General features: G+C 71.0%; 14 protein-coding genes. 6 read left to right on the top strand and 8 right to left on the bottom strand.

Annotated elements, in window-relative coordinates; translation table 11 throughout:
* Positions 1-2 precede the first annotated feature (2 nt).
* The 3 genes from ACF8O7_RS00980 (at position 3) to ACF8O7_RS00970 (ending at position 4,432) form a co-directional block, all read left to right on the top strand.
* The gene (locus ACF8O7_RS00980) at positions 3-614 is read left to right on the top strand and encodes an RNA polymerase sigma factor (protein ID WP_224986090.1); all 612 of its coding nucleotides are present in this window, start codon (positions 3-5) and stop codon (positions 612-614) included.
* Positions 611-1,657: a FecR family protein gene (locus ACF8O7_RS00975; RefSeq protein WP_392442049.1), complete on the top strand. Its 1,047-nt coding sequence runs from the start codon at positions 611-613 to the stop codon at positions 1,655-1,657. Before ACF8O7_RS00980 ends, ACF8O7_RS00975 begins: the two co-directional genes overlap by 4 nt.
* Positions 1,658-2,017: 360 nt before the next feature.
* Positions 2,018-4,432: a TonB-dependent siderophore receptor gene (locus ACF8O7_RS00970; protein WP_392442046.1), complete on the top strand. Its 2,415-nt coding sequence runs from the start codon at positions 2,018-2,020 to the stop codon at positions 4,430-4,432.
* Here the strand turns inward: ACF8O7_RS00970 and ACF8O7_RS00965 are convergent.
* The gene (locus ACF8O7_RS00965) at positions 4,425-5,372 is read right to left on the bottom strand and encodes a MurR/RpiR family transcriptional regulator (RefSeq protein ID WP_016450279.1); all 948 of its coding nucleotides are present in this window, start codon (positions 5,370-5,372) and stop codon (positions 4,425-4,427) included. The two genes, ACF8O7_RS00970 and ACF8O7_RS00965, sit on opposite strands and share 8 nt — an antisense overlap.
* 77 nt (positions 5,373-5,449) lie before the next feature.
* On the opposite strand from ACF8O7_RS00965, the gene ACF8O7_RS00960 reads away from it, so the two are divergent.
* The 3 genes from ACF8O7_RS00960 (at position 5,450) to ACF8O7_RS00950 (ending at position 8,755) form a co-directional block, all read left to right on the top strand.
* Complete coding sequence (locus tag ACF8O7_RS00960) at positions 5,450-6,619, top strand: M20 family metallopeptidase (protein ID WP_046987580.1); 1,170 nt, start codon at positions 5,450-5,452, stop codon at positions 6,617-6,619.
* Positions 6,620-6,633: 14 nt separating this feature from the next.
* Positions 6,634-7,650: a tripartite tricarboxylate transporter substrate binding protein gene (locus tag ACF8O7_RS00955; protein WP_154835751.1), complete on the top strand. Its 1,017-nt coding sequence runs from the start codon at positions 6,634-6,636 to the stop codon at positions 7,648-7,650.
* A gap of 76 nt (positions 7,651-7,726) precedes the next feature.
* The gene (locus tag ACF8O7_RS00950; RefSeq protein ID WP_392442044.1) at positions 7,727-8,755 is read left to right on the top strand and encodes a Bug family tripartite tricarboxylate transporter substrate binding protein; all 1,029 of its coding nucleotides are present in this window, start codon (positions 7,727-7,729) and stop codon (positions 8,753-8,755) included.
* 4 nt (positions 8,756-8,759) lie between these two features.
* On the opposite strand, the gene ACF8O7_RS00945 is transcribed toward ACF8O7_RS00950, so the two are convergent.
* Genes ACF8O7_RS00945 through ACF8O7_RS00915 form a run of 7 tightly spaced genes read right to left on the bottom strand, consistent with a single transcriptional unit; the run spans position 8,760 to position 18,045 of the window.
* Positions 8,760-9,749, bottom strand: a complete 990-nt coding sequence (locus tag ACF8O7_RS00945) for a Bug family tripartite tricarboxylate transporter substrate binding protein (RefSeq protein ID WP_392411627.1) — start codon at positions 9,747-9,749, stop codon at positions 8,760-8,762.
* Positions 9,750-9,800: 51 nt separating this feature from the next.
* Positions 9,801-11,054 (bottom strand): alkyl sulfatase dimerization domain-containing protein, encoded by a 1,254-nt coding sequence (locus tag ACF8O7_RS00940; RefSeq protein WP_392411625.1) that lies wholly within the window; start codon positions 11,052-11,054, stop codon positions 9,801-9,803.
* Entirely contained in the window at positions 11,051-12,406 is a 1,356-nt protein-coding gene (locus ACF8O7_RS00935; protein ID WP_392411622.1) for a DUF1254 domain-containing protein, read from the bottom strand. Before ACF8O7_RS00935 ends, ACF8O7_RS00940 begins: the two co-directional genes overlap by 4 nt.
* Before the next feature lie 8 nt (positions 12,407-12,414).
* Entirely contained in the window at positions 12,415-13,800 is a 1,386-nt protein-coding gene (locus ACF8O7_RS00930) for a DUF1254 domain-containing protein (protein ID WP_126311322.1), read from the bottom strand.
* Positions 13,801-13,825: 25 nt separating this feature from the next.
* On the bottom strand, positions 13,826-14,848 hold the full coding sequence (locus tag ACF8O7_RS00925) for a Bug family tripartite tricarboxylate transporter substrate binding protein (protein WP_392411619.1): 1,023 nt from the start codon (positions 14,846-14,848) through the stop codon (positions 13,826-13,828).
* Positions 14,845-16,971, bottom strand: coding sequence for an acetate--CoA ligase family protein (locus ACF8O7_RS00920; RefSeq protein WP_392411617.1), 2,127 nt, complete (start codon positions 16,969-16,971; stop codon positions 14,845-14,847). Before ACF8O7_RS00920 ends, ACF8O7_RS00925 begins: the two co-directional genes overlap by 4 nt.
* 9 nt (positions 16,972-16,980) lie before the next feature.
* Positions 16,981-18,045 (bottom strand): porin, encoded by a 1,065-nt coding sequence (locus ACF8O7_RS00915; protein ID WP_154835735.1) that lies wholly within the window; start codon positions 18,043-18,045, stop codon positions 16,981-16,983.
* Between the last annotated feature and the right edge of the window lie 27 nt (positions 18,046-18,072).

Genomic DNA, 18,072 nt, shown 5'->3' with positions numbered 1-18,072 from the left:
CCATGAAGCGCGACGACGCCCCGGGAGAGCCCGGTGGCCATTCCCGCAGTCTCTACACCCGCTGGCGCAAGCCGCTGCAGCGCATGCTGGCGCGGTACTTCAAGAGCCCGGCCGATATCGAGGATGCCTCCCAGGAAGTCTTCGTGCGCATGCTGTCGGCCGACAAGCGCCTGCCCGTGGACGAAGAGCGGCCCTATCTGCATCAGGTCGTGCGCAGCGTGGCGGCCTTCGCGCACCGCACGGCGCCGCAGCAGGCCGGTGTGCGGCTGGTGTCCGTGGAGGATTGCCGCGACGAGGTCGAGGCCCTGCCGGCCCGCGACGGAGCCGACCATGCGCTGGACGATGAGCGCCGCCAGCGCCTGGCCCGGCTGCGCGATGCCCTGAACGAGCTGCCCGAGCGCCAGCGCCAGGCCTTCGTGCTGCACCGCGTGCAGGAACTGACGCTGGAGCAGACGGCCGAGCGCATGGACATCACCGTGCGCATGGTCTCGCGCCACCTGAGCCGGGCACTGTCCTATTGCGAGATCCGCGTACGCTACGCCAGCGCCGAGCAAATGCGTGCCCTGCTGCGCGCAGACGAGCAGCGGCCGGGCGCCGCAGAGAACACACGATGAGCAACGAACTTCCCCCGGGCGTTTCGCCGCAGGAGCTGGTGGGGCTGCATGACAGGGCGGCCGACTGGTTCGTGCGCCGCCAGCAGCCGGACTGGACGGGCGCCGATGAGCGCGCGCTGGATGCGTGGCTGGGCGCCCACCCGCTGCACCGCAGCATCTTCGAAGGCATGTCGCGCCACTGGCATGGCGCGCCACAGCTCAGGGAATTGTTTCCCGATGAGTTCGGCGCAGCGGTGCCGCCCGCCGCGCCTGCCGTCTGCGCTGCACCAGCGGCCGCGCCGCCGCGCCATCGCGTTCTTGCCCGCTGGCCCGGCCGCCCTGCGGCGGCCCTGTCCGTGCTGGCGGTGGTCTCGCTGCTGGCCTGGGGTGGCTGGTACCGCTGGGACCACACGCCAGGCTATACGCTGCAGGCCCGCACGGCGCCCGGGCAGACGCAGAGCATCGAGCTGCCCGATGGCTCGCGCGTGGCCCTCAACGTGGACAGCGAACTCCAGGTGCGCTACTACCCGCGCCGCCGCGAGGTGGTGCTGGATCGGGGCGAGGCCTTCTTCGAGGTCACGCCCGGCCCGGACAGGCCCTTCACCGTGGACTCCGGCGCCAGCCGCGTCCGGGTGGTGGGCACCGCGTTCAATGTGCGCGCCGGGCCGCCGCGGCTGGTGGTGAAGGTGCTGGAGGGCAAGGTGCAGCTGCGGCCCGAGCGTGACCGGGCCGGTGGCGATGTCCTGCTGCTGGCGGCAGGCGCGGGCGTGGCTGTGGACGGCGCCGGCCGGCACAGCACCGTGGTGGCCGATGCGGACAGCGTGGGCGACTGGCGCACGGGCCAGGTGCGCTTCAGCGGCACGCCGCTGGCGGAGGTGGCGCAGGAGCTGTCGCGCTATCTGGGTGCGCCCGTGGAGCTGGGCGACGAGTCGCTGGGCCGCCTGCGTGTCTCGGGCCTGCTGGCCACGGCCGCGCCCGAGCGCTTTGTGCGCGCGCTGCCGGCCTTGATTGCGGTACGCGTGCAGCCGCGCAGCGGCGGAGGTTGGCTGATCGTGCGGGGATGAATCGAAGGTTCGGAAACAATTTGTTTCAAACTGATGGCCAACCCCAGGTTCCAGCTTTGCACCGGTCTTGGCTTCTATAGGGGCAGGGGCGTGGATTTTCCAGGCCCGTACGGCTGCCAGCCAAGGACCACCGAGGGCGCTCGTCCCTCACGCCCCAGCCAACGGCCGCAACACCTGACGCGCATGCGCGGGTGGGCTGGCATGGCTTGTCCGGCGCGGTTCCTGATCGCCCGCGACGGCTGCCTGCGGCCTGCCCGTCGCGTGCCCGTGCAACGGCACAGCAACGGAGTGGCAATGAGAGCGCAAGAAGCAGCAGGCAGGGAATTCGCAGGCAGGGGCACACATGCCCGACGCAGGAACATGAAGGAGCAGGGCGCCGGCCCGCAGGCCAGTCCGCGCCTGCTGGCGTGGCTGGTGGCCGGTGCCGTGGCCGGCATGGGCGCCGCGCCGTCCGCCCGTGCGCAACAGCTTCAGCAGCCGGCCGCCTCTTCACCGATGCCGTCATCCGGACAGCGGCTGGCCTTTGACCAGCCGGCCCAGCCGCTGATCAACGCGCTGCGCGCCTTTGGCCGCCAGACCCAGTTCCAGGTGCTGTACGACGAAGCCGTGCTGGGCGGCCGCCAGGCGCCGGCCCTCCGGGGCAGCTTCACGCCGCAGGAGGCCATGGACCGGCTGTTGGCCGGCACCGGCGTGACCGCGCACAGCACCGAGCAGGGCACGTTCACGCTGCGAAAGGCGCCTGCGCCTGAGCCTGCGCCGCAGGCGTCGGCGGGCACCACGCTGTCCACGGTCAACGTGACCTCGCAGCGCATGGCCGCGCCGGGCAGCTACGTGGGCAGCGGCAGGAGCGCCAGCACCAAGCTGGACACGCCGCTGATCGAGACGCCGCGCTCCATCTCCATCGTCACCCAGGAGCAGCTGCAGAACCAGGCGCCCAAGAGCATCGAGCAGGCCCTGTCGTACACGGCCGGCGTGTCCACCGAAGTCACGGGCGCGGACCTGCGCATGACGGGCGCCATCATCCGGGGGTTCAGCGATGGCAGCTCCTACTACAAGGACGGGCTGCGGCAGTTCTCGGCCGGCACCTATGGTTCGTGGAACGACGAGATCGACGAGCTGGACAGCATCGAGGTCATCAAGGGCCCGGCCTCCGTGCTCTTTGGCCAGGGGCGGCCGGGCGGCGTGATCAACGTGGTCTCCAAGAAACCCGAGGCCGACCATGTGAACAGCGTGGGCTTGTCCTATGGCCGCTACCAGCGCGCCCAGGCCACGGCCGATCTGGGCGGCGCGCTGGATGCCTCGGGCGACCTGCTGTACCGGCTCAACCTCAAGGCGCGTGACAGCGACGGACGCACCGTGGGCTCGCGCGATGACCGCATCTCCATCGCGCCCTCGCTGCGCTGGAACCTCTCCGGCCGCACCCACCTGACCGTGCTGGGCAGCTACTCGCGCGAGCGCGGCACGCCCAAGTCCTGGTGGCCCAGCCTGTTCACCTACCCGCAGATCAAGGACCTGCCTGCGCACCTGACGGCCGGCGACCCGTCCTTCGACCGCTTCGACCGCGACACGCGATCGCTGGGCTACGAGTTCTCGCACCAGACCGACAGCGGCTGGCAGCTCACGCAGAACCTGCGCTACTCCACCATCGACATCGATTACCGCCATATCTACGCCATGGACGTGCTGGCCGACGGCCGAAGCGTCTCGCGCGCCAGCCTGGCCCAGCGCACCAAGGGCCGCACGCTGGCGCTGGACACCCGCCTGCACAAGGACCTGCGATGGGGCGGGCTGCAGCACCGGCTGGCCTTCGGCATGGACCATGTGAAGTACAGGGAGCGCGGCGGCCTGGGCTTTGGCTGGGATGTGCCCGACCTGGACATGCTCGACCCCGCCTATGGCCAGTCCATCGCCTATCCAGAGCTGGAGGACAGCCGCACGGACCTGCGCCAGACCGGCATCTACACGCTCAACCAGTTCAAGTGGGACCGCTGGGTGGCCAATCTCAGCCTGCGCCATGACCAGACGCGCACCACGCAGAACAGCAGCACCCAGCCGCGCATGAGCGACAGCGCCACCACCGGCAGCGCGGGCCTGCTCTACCTGTTCGACAGCGGCTGGGCGCCCTATGCGAGCTATGCGACCTCCTTCGATCCGGTCACGGGCCTGCAGTACGACGGCAATCCGTTCGAGCCCCGGCGCGGCAAGCAGTACGAGGCGGGCGTGAAGTACCAGCCTCCGGGAAGCACCTCGCTGATCACGGCCTCGGTCTTCGACCTGCGCCAGACCAACGTCACCACGCTGGACCCCGACCATCCGCGCTTCAGCATCCAGACGGGCGAGGTGCGCTCCACGGGGCTGGAGCTGGAAGGCCGCTTCGCGCTCACGCGCGAGCTGAACGCGCTGGCCAGCTACACCTACCTGGACCCGCGCACCACGCAGAGCAACCGGCCCGCCGAAATCGGCCGCCAGACCATACAGACCACACGCCACATGGCCAGCCTGTGGCTGGACTACCGCCCGCGCGCGGTGCCGGGCCTGATGGTGGCCGGCGGCCTGCGCTACAAGGGTCGCTCTCCCTACAACGTGGCGGCGGACGGCACGCTGAACATCAACGACTCCGCCACGCTGGCCGACCTGGCGCTGGCCTACGAGACGCCGCAGTACCGCATCGCGCTGAACATCAACAACCTGTTCAACCGCAAGTACTTCGCAGGCATCTTCCGCGGCGTGGATCGCGAGGCCACGCTGAGCTTCAAGTACTACTGGTCTATGTAGAAGACCTGCGCGCGGGTGGCTTGCGCGCGGCGCGAGCCGGCCCGCGCGGCTCGGGCGTCCTGATCAGCTGGTGGTTGAACTCCCTCCACAGCGCGTCGCGCCGGGCCAGCGCCTCGGACACATCGGCATGGCGCAACTGGGCCACGGCCGAGACCAGGGCATTGCACAGGTAGAAGGCGGCCGTGTAGGAGTGAAAGGGCGAGGCATTGGCCGTGCGCACCTGCAGCCAGTGGTGGGCCACGGTGGCCAGGGGGGCCGTGGGGCTGTCGGTGATGGCCAGCACCCGGGCGCCGGCTTCCGAAAATCGCTGCGCCACCTCGTAGGTGCCGCGTGAATACTGGCTCACGCTGAAGGCCAGCAGCGTGTCGGTGGGGCCTACCCACAGCAGCTGGTCGGCCGGGGCGATGGCGCCTGCATCCAGCTGCTGCACGCCGGGGCGGCACATGTTCAGGTGCAGGGCCAGCCAGGCGGAGACCGGCGAGCTGTTGAGCTGGGCCAGCACGAACACCCGGCCCTCGTCCTGCGCGAGCTGCCGGGCCATGGCCTCGAAGGCCGCCATGTCCAGCCCCTCGCGCGTGGACTGGATGTTGTGCTGGTCGTGCAGCAGTGCATCGTCCACGCACTCGCTCAGGCTGCGCTGCGCGCCCAGCAGCACGGGCGCGCGCTGGGCAGCCGTCTGCAGCAGCGCCGTCACCTCGCCGCGCGCCTCGCGCTGGGCCTCGGCATAGCTGGCATAGCCGAGCTTGGCGAACAGGCGCACCACGGTCGAGGCGCTGGTGCCTGTGCGCGCTGCCAGGGCGGTGGCCGATTCCAGCAGCGCATGCGGGTAGTCGCTGCCCAGGGTCTGGGCCAGCGTCTGCTCGCTGGCCGTCAGTTCCGCGCCCTGCTGCGCCAGGCGCTGCGGCAGCAGCAGCGCGGCTTTTTGCAATGGTGATTTCATGTTTTTCTTGTATATGCAACGTGTGTTGCAAAATAGGGGGTCGCGTGCAACACTGCATGCACTCTGGAGATTCCACCATGCACGATACCCTCGAACAAAGCCGCGTGCAGCAGCGCGCGAGACTGCTGGACTGGCTGGGCGGCCAGCAGCAGGCCATGCAAGATCTGTTGCACAGGATTGTCGATATCGACAGCGGCAGCCGCGATGAAGCCGGCATCCTGGCCGTGGCCCAGGCCCTGCGCGAGCGGCTGGAGACGGCCGGCGTGGCCGTGCGCTTCGAGGACGTTCCCGGCTACGGCGTGCTGCTGCATGCCGACGTGCCCGGGCCCGGCGAGGGCGCGCCCATCTATCTGATGGGCCACATGGACACGGTCTTTCCGGCCGGCACCGTGGCGCGCCGCCCCTTCCGCGTGGAAGAAGGCCGGGCCTACGGTCCCGGCGTGGCCGACATGAAGTCGGGCCTGGTGCTCAACGTCTTCGTGGCCGAGGCCTTTGCGCGCTGCGGCGGCCTGGGCGCGCCGCTCAAGCTGTTCTTCTCGTGCGACGAGGAGATCGGCTCGCCCGCCACGCGCCAGACCATCATGGATACGGTGCGCGGTGCGCGCGCCGTCTTCAACGCCGAGCCGGGCCGCGTCAGCGGCAACCTGGTGACCAGCCGCAAGGGATCGATGGCCGTGGAATTCGAGGTGCAGGGCGTGGCCGCCCACGCCGGCATCAACCACGCGGCCGGCGCCAGCGCGCTGGAAGCCATGGCGCGCAAGCTGCTGGCCCTGCATGCGCTGACCGATCCCGCCACGGGCACGACCACCAATGTGGGCGTGCTGCAGGGCGGCATCGTGCCGAACATGGTGGCGCCCCATGCCAAGGCCGAGCTCGATGTGCGCTACACGGCCCAGACCGATCCCGATGCGCTGATGGAGCGCATCCGCGCCATCGTGGAGGAAGAATCCGTGCCCCGCACCCAGGGCCGCGTCACCGCCGTGCGCCGCACCCTGCCCATGGCGCCCACGCCCGATGCGCTGCTGCAGCTGTACCGGCGCGGCGCGCAGTCGCTGGGCTTCGACGTGCAGGGCGAGTTCACGGGCGGCGCGGCCGACAGCGGCCTCACGGCCTCGGTGGGCGTGCCCACGCTGTGCGCCACCGGCCCCGTGGGCGGCCATCCCCATACCGAGCGCGAGTACTGCGAGCTGGCCACCTTCGTGCCGCGCGCCCAGGCCGTGGCCCTCGCCATCTTCGACCATCCTTGACTCCGCTGATACCCATGAAAAATCTGTCCGTGAATGCATCCTTCCCCACCCGCCGCAAGCTGCTGGGCGCAGGCCTTGGCCTGGCGGGCCTGTCCGCGCTGGCGCCGATGGCCGCACGCGCCGATGACAAGTACCCCTCGCGCCCGATCACGCTGGTCGTGCCGTTTCCGCCCGGCGGCTCGGTGGACATCATGGGCCGCCAGTACGCCGAGCCCCTGTCGCGCATCCTGGGCGTGCCCATCGTGGTGGAGAACCGTCCCGGCGCGGGCGGCTCGGTCGCCACGCAGTACGTGTCGCGCGCCAAGCCGGACGGCTACACCCTGGTCGTGTCCTCGCAAAGCAGCCACCTGGCCAATCCGCTGACCCAGCCCAAGATCGGCTACGACCCCATCAAGGACTTCGAGAACATCGCCATCCTGGGCCGCCAGCCCAATGCGCTGATGGTGCATTCCAGCCTGCCCGTGAAGAACTTCCAGGAGTTCATCGAGTACGTGAAAAAGCGTCCCGGCCAGGTCAACTACGGCAGCGCCGGCATCGGCAGCATGGGCCAGCTCAACGTGGAAATGCTCAAGGCCGCCACGGGCATCTTCGCCACCCACATTCCCTACCGCGGCGGCTCGCCGCTGGTCACGGCGGCCATCGGCAACGAGGTGCAGTTCATCCTCGACAACCTGGTCTTCATGCTGCCCCATGTGCAGTCGGGCAAGGTGCGAGCCCTGGTCGTGGCCTCGGAGCAGCGCCTGCCCATGCTGCCCGACGTGCCCACCATGGCCGAGGTCGGCTATCCCCAGCTCAACATGAGCTCCTGGACCGGCATCGCGGCGCCTGCGGGCACGCCCGACGCCATCGTGCAGACGCTGCACAAGGCCGTGCGCCAGGCCGCCACCGCGCCTGCCATGGTGGCCAGCCTCAAGGAGCGCGGCGTGGTCGCGCCCGAGGAGATGAGCCCCGCCGCGTTCGAGAAGATGATGGCCGAGCGCCTGAAGCTCTTCGGCGAGGTGGTGCGCAAGGCCCATATCGTGGCCGAGTAAGCAGGGCACGCCCAGGGCGCCCCCAGGGCGCCCCGGATGGCCGGACGCAGCCGACGTATTTCCATAAGGAGGAGACATGAGCATGACCCCTATCGCCCGCCAGGCTGCCAGCCACCCTTCCCGCCGCCGTGTGCTTGGCGCGGGGCTGGGCCTGGGTATGCTGGCGCCGCTTGCGGCGCTGGCCGCCGAAGGCAAGGCCGCCGGCTACCCCACGCGCCAGATCAGCTTCATCGTGCCGTTCCCACCGGGCGGTTCGGTGGATGCCATGGCACGCCAGTATGCCGAGCCCATGGCACGCATCCTGGGCGTGCCCATCGTCGTGGAGAACCGGCCCGGCGCGGGCGGCTCGGTGGCCGCGCTGGCCGTGGCGCGCGCCAGGCCGGACGGCTACACCCTGGTCGTGTCCTCGCAGAGCAGCCACCTGGCCAATCCTCTGACCCAGCCCAAGGTGGGCTACGACCCCATCAAGGATTTCGAGAACATCGCCATCCTGGGCCGCCTGCCCAATGTGCTGGTCGTGCCCGCCAGCCTGCCCATCCGCAGCTTTGCGGAGTTCATCGCCTATGCCAAAAAGCACCCTGGCCAGCTCAACTACGGCAGCGGCGGCACGGGCAGCATGGGCCAGCTCAACATGGAGATGTTCAAGGCCGATGCGGGCCTGGACATCACCCATGTTCCCTACCGGGGCGGCACGCTGCTGGTCACCTCGGTGCTGGCCGGCGAGGTGCAGGTGTTCCTGGACAACCTCATCTCCATGCTGCCCCACATCCAGGCAGGCAAGGTCCGTGCACTGGCCGTGGCCTCCGAGCAGCGCGTGGCGCAGCTGCCCGATGTGCCCACGCTGGCCGAGGTGGGCTACCCGCAGCTGAACATGAGCTCATGGACCGGCCTGGCCGCGCCGGCCGGCACGCCAGCGCCCGTGGTGCAGGCCCTCTTCAAGGCCGTGCGCCAGGCCGCCACGGCGCCGGCCATGGTGGCCAGCCTGCAGGACCGTGGCGTGACCCCGCCCGAGGAAATGAGCCCCGCCGCCTTCGAGGCCATGATGTCCGAGCGCCTCAAGCGCTTTGGCGAGGTGGTGCGCAGGACGGGCATCGTCGCCGAGTGAGCTGCTAGTCCAGCTGCACGCCCACCTCGCGCACCAGCCGGCCCCAGTCCGCCAGGTCCTGGCGCAGCGTGTCGGCGAATTGCGCGGGCGTGGTCCGGGGCAGGTCGGTCAGGTTGAGCTCGCCCAGCTTTTTGGCCGTGGCCGGGTCCTGCAGCAACTGGTTGATGGCGGCGTTGAGCTTGTCCACGATGGGTTGCGGCGTTTTGGCGGGCGCGAAGACGCCGTACCAGGAATAGTTGTGGAACGGGTAGCCCGCCTCGGTCAGGCTGGGCAGGTCCGGCTGGCTGGGAATGCGCTTGTCGCCGCTGTGGGCGATGGCGCGCACGCGGCCCGCACGCACCAGCTCCACGGTGGAAGAGGTGTCCGCAAACGCCGCTTGCACCTGCCCGCCCAGCAGGCCCTGCACACAGGGGCTGCTGCCCTTGTAGGGCACATGCTGCATCTGCAGGCCGGCCTGCTTGAGCAGGAATTCCATGGTCAGGTGCCCGCCCGAGCCCTGGCCCCAGGAACAGTAGCTGAGCTGGCCGGGCCGGGCGCGCACATGCTCCACGAACTCCTTGAGCGAATGCACGGGCAGATCGCGCGAGACCAGCAGCAGATTGCCGGCGCGGCCGATCTGCGCAATGGGCGCAAAGTCCTTGATCGGGTCATACGGAACCTTGCGGTAGAGGCTGGGGTTCACGGCCATGGACGCCGTGTAGGTGAACAGCAGCCGGTAGCCGTCCGGCGCGCCGCGCGCGGCCTGCTCCACGCCGACCAGGCCGTTGGCGCCGGGCCGGTTGTCCACCACGAAGGGCTGCCTGAGCAGCCGGGTCAGGCCTTCGGCAAACACCCGCGCGATGGTGTCCGTGCCGCCGGCGGCGGCCGTGGGCACGATCAGCGTGGCGGGGCGGGCGGGGTAGTTGCCGGCATCCTGTGCCGGCTGGGCGTGGCCTGTGCAGGCCATGGCCAGCAGCAGTGCCAGGGCCATGCCGTGCTTCTTCATCGTCTTCATGCACTTGTCTCCTTGTGTCGCCGTGTGTCGCCTTGCCTGTGCGCGGCCCCGTCAGCGCAGCCCCAGGCGCGCCTGCCGGCCCTGCTCGATCATGTCGGCCCCCACGCGGTAGAGGTTGCGCGAGACATAGCTGTCCACCTCGCGCGCACGCTCGCGCAGCCAGGCGGCCTTGAGGCTGCGGGCCTGGCCGATCTCGGGCGCGTCGCCGGCCGCCGTGGCCAGCACGTCGATCACATGCAGGGCCAGCTGCCACTGGCCCGCGTCGGCCAGCGCCTGGGCGCTGGCCACCAGGCCGGGCTTGTCGGTGATGGCCTGGGCAATGGCGGCGCCTGCGGCCTCGGGCGGGGCCGGGTGCAGCGTGGTCGGGTTGCGGTCCCACCAGCCGTTTTCCGAACGGTAGATGTCGCGCACGATGTAGCTGGGGTCGCCATAGGTGGGCTTCATCCACTCCACGCCGAACAGCTCCTGCGGATAGTCCATGGCCGCGAGCACCTGCTGCTCGTTCAGGCCCTCGTTCATCAGGCGCACGACTTCGGCGCGCAGCCAGCGCAGCGCCTGTGCGGTGTGCAGCAGCACCTGCTGCACGGCCTGCTCGCCCTCGATCACGGGACCGAACTCGCGCACGGCCTTGAGCGGGCGCAGCGCGGCCATGGCCTGCAGCGTGTCGGCCCAGCGCACGGTGTCGCGCAGCGTGCGAAAGGGCGTGCCGATGTTGGGGATGGAGTCCAGCAGCGCCGCGCCGCCGTACAGCACGCGCTGGCCGGGGCTCCACAGCGCGATGGCGTCGTCGGTCTCGGACGGCGCCCAGAACAGCTCGATGCGGCTGTCTCCGCTGCCTATCTCCAGCCGCGTGTCGAAGGTTTCGGTGGGCTCGTGCATGTCCAGCCGGTGCTCGAAAAAGCCCGCGCTGCGGTTGAACTGGATCTCGGCCATGCGGTGCTGCAGCGCCCGGGTCTCGCGGTAGCGCGCCTGGCGGCGCGGCAGGTTGCGGTGCGCGATGAGGCGCGGCACAGGCTCTCCGCGCGCGGCCGCATGCTCCAGCCAGGCGGGCACGCCCGCGTTGTAGCCGATGTGGCCGTGGCTGTAGCACAGCGCATGCACGGGCGCATCGCTGAGCTGGCGCAGGCTGGCGATCATGTCCTGGCTGACCTTGCCGCCGGGGCCGGCGTCGATCACCACCAGGCCCGCGTCGGTCTCGGCCACGAAGGACTGCCCCTGGCCGCGCAGTATGTGCAGGCCCGGCGCCACGGTTTCGCTGCCGGTGCCCACCAGCAAGAAGGGCTTGTCGTCGTCTCTGGCGTTCATGGGGTCTCCGGGTCTGGTTCGATGGGGGGCAGGGCGTAGCGGCCGTCCAGCAGTTCGGGCCGTGGCATGTAGGCGCGCAGGCACAGGTAAAAGCCTTCGCGCGGCGCGGGCAGCCAGTTGGCGCGGTGGTCTTCGCTGGCCGGCGGCGCGTGGCTGATGTGGATAGTCAACCCGCCATCGCCATCGCCATCGCCATCGCCATCAGCGTCGGGGCGCAGGCCCGGCGTGCGGTCGCCGATGGCATAGCGGTCGATGGGGTTGTCCACCAGCATGCAGTCGTGGGCGCCGTAGAGGGTCAGGGACCAGAAGGCCTGCACGGGCGGCAGCGCGCCTGGGGCAAAGCGCAGCCGGTAGCGGCGGCTGCCGTGCAGGGGCAGGCCCTGGGCGTCATGCCAGGCCAGCGGGTAGATGGCCTCGCGGCTTTCCAGCATGCCGATGTACTTGAGCGCAATTTCGGCGCGGGCCTGGAAGTCGTCGCCAAAACTGCCTTCGACCAGGGCGGGGAGTTCCCAGCCCGAGTCCAGGCGCCGGCCCGTGCTGGCCGCGCGCAGCCGGGGCAGCACGCTGTCCAGGGCGCGCTGCAGTGCGGCTTGCTGTTCCGCATCGGGTGCGCCCAGCCCGGCGCCCAGGCCCACGGCCGCAAAGCGCGCGACCCGTGCGGTGTGTTCCTCTGGTGGCGGGTTGTCGCGCAGCGCGGCATTGACCTGGGCGGCGTAGTACGCAGCGTTGGGCACGGCGTTGGGTGCGGCCTGGGGATCGCAGTCCGGGTCGAAGGCGCGGGCCTGCGAGGGAGTGCCCGCCTGCCAGTCGGCCAGCGGGCGCACCGCAAAGCCGTCCTGCAGCGCGTGCACGGCGGGCAGGTCATGCTCGCCATCGACCAGGATGCGGCCTATCACCCACAGCCAGGGAGTGGGCGCGGCAATGTGTGCGCCGGGCGCATCGAACGGTGGCGGCAGCGCCCCCTGCCAGCCGGGCGGCGTGATCAGGAAGGAGCGCGCAGCCGTGCCCGTCAGGCGCTGGCCCAGGTGGGCGAAGGGGTTGGTGAAGAAGTCCAGCAGGCCCAGGACGTAGTAGCGGCCCGCCGTGTCGGGCACGTCGATCACCAGCGGCCCGGCGCCCAGGTCCAGCCAGGCGTTGGTGTAGAGCGTGTCGTTGTTGGGCGTGACCACGCGGCTGGTGCCGGCGCGCAGCAGCTGGCGCGCATGCACGAACTGGTTGCACCAGCGCAGCGGTGCGGGCGCAGCCTCGCCGGCCGCATTGCGCCGGGGCGAGGTGGCCGCGCGCATGCGGCGCATCTCGTACAGCGGGCAGGTGTGGATGACGGCCTCTTCGGCCAGGGTGCTCAGGTCCATGGCGTGTCTCATGCGGCCACGGGCTGCAGGGGCGGAACAGGCCATTGGTGCGCGCCTGCCTGCGGGTGGTACATGCGCAGGATGAGGTAGAAGCGCCCGTGCGGCGTGGGCAGCCAGTTGGCGGCGCCCTGTGCCGGCCGGGCATGGCCCAGGTCGATCTGCAGGCTGCCGTCGGCCTCGCGCAGCAAGCCCGGCGTGCGGTCCCCTATGGAGTGGCGGCCGATCTCGTTGCCGTAGAGAAAGCGGTCGGCGTCGTACAGGGTGACGGACCAGAAGGCGTCGGCCGGCGGCATGTCGGCGGCATTGAAGCGCAGCACATAGCGCTGGCTGCCGTCCAGCGGCTGCAGGCCTGCGTCGTGGTGGGCGGCGGCGTAGATGGCCTCGCTGGTGGCCAGCGCGCCCAGGCCCAGGTAGGCGGTGCGTGCGCGGCCCAGGTACTCGCTGCCGTAGCGGCCGGTGGACGGCGTCATGGTCCAGGGCCGGGGGCGGCGGTTGCGCCCCATGGCGGCCACGGTGCGCACGCCGTCGGCAAAGCCCTCGGTCAGGCCTTCGCGCACGGGCTCCTCCAGCTGCTCCCACGCCATGTGGGCGCTGGCCACCAGGCCGGCCTGGCCGAACCAGGCCAGCAGTCCCTGGTCCTCCTTGCGGCCAGGCGCCTCGGCCAGCGCATGGCAGAGGTTGGCAAAAAAGCGCGGCGCAACCTCGGCCGCAGGCTCCTGGTTCTCGAAGGCGGCCGCCATGGCGTCCACGGGCGGGCCGACCCAGTTCGCGACGGCGGCCGGGCGGCCTCCTTTCGGCACGCCCGGCGCGGGCTCCAGCCGGATGTCGGCCTGCAGCGCGCGGGCTGCAGGCCAGTCGGGCGCATCGCCCACCACGGTGCGGCCGATCAGCCAGACCAGGTTGCTGGGGCAGTGCACCAGACGGTGGCCGGCCAGGTGTTCCGGCACCTGGCCGCCCGGCCCGACCAGGACCACGGTCTCGCCTTCGGGCGCGCAGTTGCGCGGTCCCAGGTTCTCGAAATTCTCGGTATAGGCGTCGTACAGGGCCAGCACGAAATAGCGGCCCGGATGCGCGGCGCTGGAGGGCACGGTCAGCAGGCGCGGGCCGTCGGCCAGGTGGATCCAGGCCAGCGAGTACAGCAGGTCGTTGGCGGGCGTGACCACGTCGCGGTCCTCATGGGTGGAGGGGCGCTGGCTGTGGTGCAGCGTGTCGAAGTCGCCGCGCATGTCCAGGCCCAAACCGGTAGCACGTGCGGCGCCGGCATCGGTCTGCAGGCGGCAGGTGCGGTAGGTCTCTATCAGCGGATAGCCGTAGACAAAGGCGGCCAGGCCGATGGAGCGCGCCAGGGCGCGGCGGACTTCGGGCAGGGAGGGAGGGGTCGGGTTCATGTCCATTGTTTTCTTCAGGGCAGGAGGGGGGTCAGTCGAGGGTCACGCCCGTGGAGCGCGCCAGGTCCAGCGCCACGGGCAAAAAGGCGGCGTAGGCGGCGCTGGCCTCGGCCGGGCTGTTGCCCTGGGCCTCCAGGCCCAGCGCCTCGACACGCTGGCGCACCTGGGGCTCGCGCATCACGGCGGCGACCTCGCGGCCCAGGCGTTCGACGATGGCGTCGGGCGTGCGCGCGGGCGCCATCAGCGAGATCGATCCCGTGATGGCATACACGGGCTCGCGGTAGCCCTGCTCGGCAAAGGTGGGCACATCGGGCAGGGCCTTGCTGCGGCGCGGTCCGGCCACGGCCAGGGCGCGCAGCTTGCCGGCGTCGATGAAGGGCTTGAGCGTGGCGGCCGAGCCCAGCGTCATCTGGATCACGCCGCTGACCAGGTCGATGGACATGGGCCCTTCGCCCTTGTAGGCCACGTGCAGCGACTGCAGGCCGTAGGCCTTGTCCATGAAGACCTGGACCTGGTGCGGCTGCGTGCCCGCCCCCCAGGAACCCATGGCGTACTTGCCCGGCGACTGGCGCACGGCCTCGACCAGGCCCTTGAAGTCCTTGGCCGGCACGGCCGGGTTGACGGCCATCACCATGGAGGGCGAGACCACGTCCGAGACCATGCGCAGCTCGGTGCGCGGGTCGTAGGGCAGTTTCTTGTAGAGCACCAGGTTGGCCGTGATGGGCCCGGGCACGGTCAGCAGCAGGGTGTGGCCGTCGGGCGCGCTCTTGGCCACATGCTCGGTGCCGATGATGCCGCCCGCGCCGCTGCGGTTGTCCACCACCACGGGCTGGCCCAGGCGCTTGGCCAGGCCCTCGGCCAGGATGCGCGCCACGGTGTCGGTGGAGCCGCCGGCCTGGTATTGCACGACGATGCGCACGGGCCGGGCGGGATAGCCGTCCTGGGCCAGCGCGGCGCTGCAGGCCAGGGCAAGACAGGTCAGTGCGGCGGTGCGCAGCAGGGGGGTATTCATGGTGGCCTCCGGGCGGGAGATGGAATGGGCATTGGCTTTCATGCAGCCTCCCTGCCGATGACCAGCGCATCGACGGCCACGCAGCCGCCGTCCTCGCGCGGGCGGGCGATCAGGGGATTGATCTCGGCGCTTTCCAGCGTGGCGCCTGCGCGCTGCGCAAAGCCGGCCAGGGCGCACAGCGTGTCGGCAATGCTGTCCAGGTCCACGCGGGGGCGGCCGCGCGCGCCGTCCAGCACGGCAAAGGCCCGCAGCTCGCGCACCATGGCCAGCGCGTCGTCGCGCGCGATGGGCAGCAGGCGCAGCGAGACATCGCGCAGGATCTCGGCATGGATGCCGCCCAGCCCGAACATCAGCACCGGGCCGAACACCGGGTCGCGGTGCACGCCGGCGATGCACTCCACGCCGCCCTGCACCATGGGGGCGGCCAGCGCGCCGTCGATGTGCGCCTCGGGCCGGGCCTGGCGCGCATTGGCCAGGATGCGGTCGAAGGCGGCCTGGGCGCCGGCCGCATCCGCCAGGTTCAGTGCCACGCCGCCCACGTCGGACTTGTGGGCGATGGCATCGCTGCAGACCTTGAGGGCAATGCGTCCGCCCATCTCCTGCGCGGCCTGCACGGCCTGCGCTGCCTCGGCCGCCGTGCGCACCAGCCGGTGCGGCACCACGGGCACGCCGGCCTCGGCCAGCAGGGCCATGCTGCGCTGCTCCGACAGCGTGCCCGCCGGCAGGTGCAGTGCGCTGCCTGCATCGGCCATCGCGGGCAGCGCCTGCGGTGTTTCATGCAGGCGGGCCAGCGCGCCAATGCAGCGTATGGCCGCGCCCGGGTCGGCGAACACCAGGCAGCCCAGCGCCTCCAGCGCATCGCGGCGCTCGGGCGGGCACAGCGTGCTGACGGCCAGCAGGGTATCGGGATGGTGGGTGCGCAGCGTCTGCACCAGGCTTTGCAGCACGGGCCAGAAGGCGTCGGACAGGCCGCCTGCCGCGAAGAAGCCCAGCCAGCTGTCGAACTGCCGGTCGGTCAGCATCAGGCGGGCGCTGCGCTCCAGCAGCGTCATGTCGTTGGTGACCTGGCCCGTGATGTCCACGGGGTTGCGCGGCGCGGCAAACGGCACCCATTCGCGCAGCTGGCGCTGGGCCGCATCGGACAGCGGTGCCACGTCCAGGCCGGCTGCGCTGGCGTCGTCGGCCATCATGGCGCCCACGCCGCCCGAGACCGTGAACAGTCCGATGGACCGCCCCTTGGGGGCCCGCGCGATGGAGGCACTGGCCGCCAGCGCGAAGAAGTCCGTGATGGAATGCGCGCGCAGCACGCCGTAGCGGCGGAACACCGCGTCATAGACGGCATCGTTGCCCGCCAGCGAGGCCGTGTGCGATGCGGCGGCGGCCGCGCCCAGGGCGCTGGTGCCCACCTTGCACATGACCACGGGCTTGCCGCGCTCCTGCGCCAGGGCCAGGGCCGCGCGCAGCCGGGGGCCGTCGCGGCAGCCCTCCATGTAGGCCATGATCACGTCGGTCTCGGGGTCCTGGGCCAGCCAGGCCAGGCCATCGGCCAGCTGCACATCGGCCTCGTTGCCCGTGGTGGCCCACAGCGACAGGCCCAGCCCGCGCTCGCGCGCCAGGCTGTAGGCATAGGCCCCGAAGGCGCCCGACTGGCTGACCATGCCGATGCGCCCGGGCCGCACCAGGCCGCCGCCCGGCGCGGGCGAGAACGTGGCGTAGACCTGGTGGCCGGGGCGCATGAAGCCCAGGCAGTTCGGGCCGATGAGGCGTATGCCCGCCTCCTGCGCGCGCCGCGCCAGCGCCTGCTGGGCGGCCGTGCCGTCGGAGCCGGTCTCGGCATAGCCCGAGGAAAACAGCACCATGGACTGCACGCGCGCGGCGGCCGCATCCTCCAGCACGCCGGCCACCTGCGACTGCGGCACGGCGACGATGGCCAGGTCCACCGGCGCGCCGATGGCGGCCAGCCGCTCGTGCGCGGGCAGGCCCTGCACGCGGCTGGCGCGCGGGTTCACCGCATACAGCGCGCCGCCGTAGCCGAAGCGCAGCAGGTAGTCCAGCGGAATGCCGCCGATCTTGCTGGCCTGGTCCGAGGCGCCGACCACGGCGATGGAGCGCGGCGCGAACAGCGCGTCGAGCCGGGAAGTGTCGAAGCAATGGCTGTCGGTCATGGGTGTCCCTCAGAAGTTGTGGCGCACGCCCAGCGCCAGGGACCGCACGCCGTCGCCGCTGTGGGCGGCCACCGGCACGTTGGCAATGGCGGCCGAGGCATTGGCCGCGTTGCCCAGCTGCAGCCAGCGCGCGTAGAGCACGGTGCGCTTGCTCAGCGCGTAGTCGTAGCCCAGCGTCCAGGTGTTCTGGGCGCGGTCCGTGCCGCCCACCTCGCGCCGCGCCACCGAGACCAGCAGCTTGGAGCGCGCATCCACGCTCCAATCGGCGCCCAGCTGGGCCAGCCTCGCCTTGGGTGTGCCTGCACGGTCCACGCGGTTGATGACGTAGTTGCCCGTCAGGCGCAGCCCATTCAGGGCTTCCCAGCTGGCCGACAACGCCTGGTACTGGCTGGTGGCGGGCGCGGCCACGGGTGCGGCGGCGCTGCCTTCCACGGACTTCTGGAAGCTGTAGGCCAGGAACCAGGGCTTCTGGTTCCAGCCCAGCGTGGCGCCGTAGAGGCGGCCGTTGCTGCTGTTCGGTGAAGCCGCTTCGCCGAAGGAATAGGCCAGGTCCGCCAGCCAGGGCTGGCCTGCCGGCGTGCGGTAGCGCACCAGGTTGTTGGCCCGTGCCGCAAACGGCCGCAGGCCGGCCTGGGCATCGGTGGCCGACACCAGGTTCAGCGAGGAAAACAGCGCGTTCATGCCCAGCGGATCGGCCCGGAACAGCGCGCCGAACATGGGCGTGTACATGCGGCCCATCTCCACCGCGCCCCAGCCGCTGTTCAGCCCCACCCAGGCCTGGCGCGTGAAGGCCAGGCCCGGGCCGGGAATGGTGCCCAGGCCCGTGTCCGGCGCCACGCCGGCCTCCAGCATGAACTGGGCACGCAGGCCGCCGCCCAGGTCCTCGCTGCCGCGAAAGCCGATGCGCGATGCCGCGCTGCCCCCGTCCTCCAGCCGGCTCAGGCGCGTGGCGCCCGACCTTGCGCTGTTGATGTGGACGTCGACGATGCCGAACATCTCCACGCTGCCCTGGGCCCACGCGGACGTGCCCAGGGCCGCCATGCCGCCGGCGGCCAGCCAATGCTTGTGCTTCACGAACTTGTCTCCTTGGTAGCGCCCCGG

It is taken from the genome of Delftia sp. WSY_16 (genome assembly GCF_043104415.1).
Lineage (GTDB): Bacteria > Pseudomonadota > Gammaproteobacteria > Burkholderiales > Burkholderiaceae_C > Comamonas > Comamonas tsuruhatensis.
This window is presented reverse-complemented; position numbering and strand designations above follow the sequence as displayed.

Bases quoted from the DNA above. Each gene is read 5' to 3' on its own strand.
- ACF8O7_RS00970 (WP_392442046.1), top strand. From the start codon at position 2,018: ATGAAGGAGCAGGGCGCCGGCCCGCAGGCCAGTCCGCGCCTGCTGGCG.
- ACF8O7_RS00965 (WP_016450279.1), bottom strand. From the start codon at position 5,372: ATGAAATCACCATTGCAAAAAGCCGCGCTGCTGCTGCCGCAGCGCCTG.
- ACF8O7_RS00935 (WP_392411622.1), bottom strand. From the start codon at position 12,406: ATGGACCTGAGCACCCTGGCCGAAGAGGCCGTCATCCACACCTGCCCG.
- ACF8O7_RS00975 (WP_392442049.1), top strand. From the start codon at position 611: ATGAGCAACGAACTTCCCCCGGGCGTTTCGCCGCAGGAGCTGGTGGGG.
- ACF8O7_RS00920 (WP_392411617.1), bottom strand. From the start codon at position 16,971: ATGACCGACAGCCATTGCTTCGACACTTCCCGGCTCGACGCGCTGTTC.
- ACF8O7_RS00930 (WP_126311322.1), bottom strand. From the start codon at position 13,800: ATGGACATGAACCCGACCCCTCCCTCCCTGCCCGAAGTCCGCCGCGCC.
- ACF8O7_RS00955 (WP_154835751.1), top strand. From the start codon at position 6,634: ATGAAAAATCTGTCCGTGAATGCATCCTTCCCCACCCGCCGCAAGCTG.
- ACF8O7_RS00925 (WP_392411619.1), bottom strand. From the start codon at position 14,848: ATGAAAGCCAATGCCCATTCCATCTCCCGCCCGGAGGCCACCATGAAT.
- ACF8O7_RS00945 (WP_392411627.1), bottom strand. From the start codon at position 9,749: ATGAAGACGATGAAGAAGCACGGCATGGCCCTGGCACTGCTGCTGGCC.
- ACF8O7_RS00940 (WP_392411625.1), bottom strand. From the start codon at position 11,054: ATGAACGCCAGAGACGACGACAAGCCCTTCTTGCTGGTGGGCACCGGC.
- ACF8O7_RS00980 (WP_224986090.1), top strand. From the start codon at position 3: ATGAAGCGCGACGACGCCCCGGGAGAGCCCGGTGGCCATTCCCGCAGT.
- ACF8O7_RS00960 (WP_046987580.1), top strand. From the start codon at position 5,450: ATGCACGATACCCTCGAACAAAGCCGCGTGCAGCAGCGCGCGAGACTG.
- ACF8O7_RS00950 (WP_392442044.1), top strand. From the start codon at position 7,727: ATGAGCATGACCCCTATCGCCCGCCAGGCTGCCAGCCACCCTTCCCGC.